The sequence below is a fragment of the Mesorhizobium sp. genome (genome assembly GCF_024509055.1).
GTDB lineage: Bacteria > Pseudomonadota > Alphaproteobacteria > Rhizobiales > Rhizobiaceae > Mesorhizobium.
Map to the genome: position 1 here is coordinate 1 of NZ_JANINM010000216.1, position 2964 is coordinate 2964.

Genomic DNA, 2964 nt, shown 5'->3' on the forward strand with positions numbered 1-2964 from the left:
TCGATCGCCGACCAGGCGCGCACCATCCGCATCCCGGTGCACATGATCGAGACGATCAACAAGATCGTGCGCACCTCGCGCCAGATGTTGCACGAGATCGGCCGCGAGCCGACGCCGGAGGAACTGGCCGAAAAGCTCGCCATGCCGCTGGAGAAAGTGCGCAAGGTGCTGAAGATCGCCAAGGAGCCGATCTCGCTCGAAACGCCGGTCGGCGACGAGGAGGATTCGCATCTCGGCGACTTCATCGAGGACAAGATGGCGATCCTGCCGATCGACGCCGCGATTCAGGCCAATCTGCGCGAGACGACCACGCGCGTACTAGCCTCGCTCACGCCGCGCGAAGAGCGCGTGCTCAGAATGCGCTTCGGCATCGGCATGAACACCGACCATACGCTGGAAGAAGTCGGCCAGCAGTTCTCGGTCACCCGCGAGCGCATCCGCCAGATCGAGGCCAAGGCGCTGCGCAAGCTCAAGCATCCGAGCAGGTCGCGTAAGCTGAGAAGCTTCCTGGATAGCTGAGCCGGAACCGGACAAACACTTCAAAAGGGCGCCTAGGCGCCCTTTTTCGTTTCCTGCAGGCGTAGCGCCGCCTTGTCGAGGTTGCCCGACAGGAGGATAATTTCGAGGTCGGATGCGTTCCGGGCGACAGACCGGGTGCCCGCCCCGGCGATCGCGATCGCCGTGCTCCGTGGCACCGGAGGAGGTGTGCGATGACGACCTACATCCTGCTGATGAACTGGACGGAGCAGGGGACCAGAAACGTGCGTGAGTCGCCGAAGCGGCTCGATGCCGCCAAGAAGCAACTCGGCGATATGGGCGGTTCGTTCAAGGCCTTCTATCTCACCATGGGCGAGTTCGACATGGTCGCGCTGGTGGAAGCGCCCGACGACGCTGTGCTTGCGCGCTTTGCCTTGATGCTGTCCTCCGGTGGCAGCGTCCGGACGCGGACACTAAAGGCCTTCCCGGAATTCGCCTACCGCGAGATCATCTCGTCGCTCGGTTGACGCGCGGGAGAGCATCCGGCCGATCCGTCACATTGCGGCGCCGGGCCCGGTCGCCGATAGTCGAGCCATGCCCAAGCCTCGGCTCACCGTCTGGTACAACACGCGCTGTCCGGTCTGCGATGCCGGCATCAGCCGTCAGAAGCGTCGGCTGATCGAGACGGTCAAGGCGGGCCGCATCGAATTTCGCGACATCAATATAGAGCCGACCGCGCTTTCGGCATTCGACGCCTCGCTTGAAGACATCCGGCGCAGGCTGCATGCGACCGATGCAGAAGGCCGGCTGCTCGTCGGCGCCGATGTAGCGGTTGCAGTCTGGCGGATGACGCCGGGCGAGGGCTGGCTGGCGACATTGTTTGGCAACCCGGTCGCGCTGCCGCTGACGCGCTTCGCCTATGACCGCTTCGCGGACCTGCTCTATGCCTGGAACCGGTGCAGAGGGCGTTGGTAGGGCTCACTGCTTGATTCGGGATATGGCTCTATCGCGTTGATTGAGCGAGGTCTTTTATCGATGCCGGCTCTCGTTCCCTGCGGCGTTTCATGCCTTCTTGGCATTCCCCTAAGCGTGGTGATGCGAATGGGGTCGCAACTGGTCGGGAACCACGCGCGCCGACAGTCCGCCGGCCTCGATCCAGTTTCGCGTTGATTTCTCCGCATCGGCGATCAGGGTGGCGGTGCGGCTGAAATCGTAAGCCGGGCCCGCGAGCGGGCACAGCGACGGGACGATCGCGTAATCGATGTCCCCGGGCAAGGTATCGAGCTCGCGCACCAGTTGGCGCGCGATCAGCAGCGTCAGGGCATGCAGGCCATTGGCCACGGCCCCCTGCGGCGGCGCGTGCAGATTGCAGGCAAACCCGGTCGGCAGCACGATGAGGCGGCGTGCGCCGAGCGCGACCGCGACGCGGACCGGCGTGTTGGAGGTCACGGCGCCGTCGATCAGGAACCGTCCGCCGATAGGCACCGGCGCGAAGGCCACCGGGATCGCGCTGGAGGCGGCGATCGCGTCGGCCGCATTGCCCTTGGACAAGACCACGGCTTCGCCCGAAAGCAGATCTGTGGCGATGACATGGATCGGGATCGGCGCATCCTCGAGATTGCGATAGGGCAAATGCCGCTCGACCAGACCGCGGATACCGTGCGAGCCTGAGAGGAAATCGCGCCGCCGCGCGAACCCCAGCAATGAGAGCCAACTGACCGGAAAGACATCGTTGCGCGTGATGCCGCGCCACAGGGTTTCGAGGCGTGCCATGTTCTCGACCGTGGCTCCCGCGGCGTAATAGGCGCCGTTGACGGCGCCAACGCTGGAACCGACGACGAAGTCGCAGGTGACGTCAGCGGCGACCAGCGCCTTCAGCATGCCGACCTGCACCGCTCCCAGGCTGCCGCCGCCTGCCAGCACCAGTGCGGTCCTGTTGTTCGTCCCTGACGGCATCACGCCACCTCGCTCTCATCGCCAGCCTTGCAAGCTTGGCCTTGCGCAGAGTTCGCGACGGCGGCGTCGTTTGTTTCGCGAGGCGCCAGCCACGTGTTCGTGAAGCCGTAGCCAGCGGCTGGCGACAATCTTAGATACATCGTAAGATATATCTTGACTCGCTGACTGGCTCGGCCTAATTAAGATATATCGTAAGACATAACTCAAGGAGCAATCCATGCACAGACATAACCAATTCGGGCACAATCATTTCGGCGAGCGCATGTTCATGCACATGGCCGGCAAATTCGGCGGCCGCGGTGGCGGCGGCTTCGGGCCGTTCGGCGGCAGGGGCGGTGGCCGCGGCGGCCCGGGCGACATGTTCCGCGCCGGGCGCATGCTGGCCGACGGCGATCTCAAGCTGATCACGTTGTCGCTGCTGGCCGAGGCGCCGCGCCACGGCTACGACATCATCAAGGCGCTGGAAGAGCGCACCAGCGGCATCTACAGCCCGAGCCCGGGCGTGGTCTACCCGACGCTGACCTTCCTGGA

5 protein-coding genes are annotated in these 2964 nt (G+C 64.5%); 4 read left to right on the forward strand and 1 reads right to left on the reverse strand.

The window, feature by feature from the left end:
* The 3 genes from Q0L57_RS10320 to Q0L57_RS10330 all read left to right on the forward strand — a co-directional run.
* Positions 1-519: sigma-70 family RNA polymerase sigma factor (locus Q0L57_RS10320; protein WP_296742122.1), on the forward strand; the 519-nt coding region annotated here is incomplete at its 5' end.
* 191 nt (positions 520-710) lie between these two features.
* A complete protein-coding gene (locus tag Q0L57_RS10325) occupies positions 711-1004 on the forward strand; it encodes a GYD domain-containing protein (protein ID WP_296742125.1) in 294 nt (97 codons plus the stop codon).
* Between the two features lie 67 nt (positions 1005-1071).
* Positions 1072-1452 carry a thiol-disulfide oxidoreductase DCC family protein gene (locus Q0L57_RS10330; protein ID WP_296742128.1) on the forward strand — a complete coding sequence of 127 codons (381 nt, stop codon included), beginning with the start codon at positions 1072-1074 and terminating at the stop codon, positions 1450-1452.
* A 108-nt stretch (positions 1453-1560) separates the two neighbouring features.
* Here the strand turns inward: Q0L57_RS10330 and Q0L57_RS10335 are convergent, their stop codons facing one another.
* Positions 1561-2400, reverse strand: a complete 840-nt coding sequence (locus Q0L57_RS10335) for a patatin-like phospholipase family protein (RefSeq protein WP_296742130.1) — start codon at positions 2398-2400, stop codon at positions 1561-1563.
* Positions 2401-2650: 250 nt separating this feature from the next.
* Between Q0L57_RS10335 and Q0L57_RS10340 the strand changes: the two genes are divergently transcribed.
* Positions 2651-2964, forward strand: a 314-nt coding sequence (locus tag Q0L57_RS10340; RefSeq protein ID WP_296742133.1) for a PadR family transcriptional regulator, incomplete at its 3' end; no start/stop codon positions are given.

Bases quoted from the DNA above. Each gene is read 5' to 3' on its own strand.
- Q0L57_RS10325 (WP_296742125.1), top strand. From the start codon at position 711: ATGACGACCTACATCCTGCTGATGAACTGGACGGAGCAGGGGACCAGA.
- Q0L57_RS10330 (WP_296742128.1), top strand. From the start codon at position 1,072: ATGCCCAAGCCTCGGCTCACCGTCTGGTACAACACGCGCTGTCCGGTC.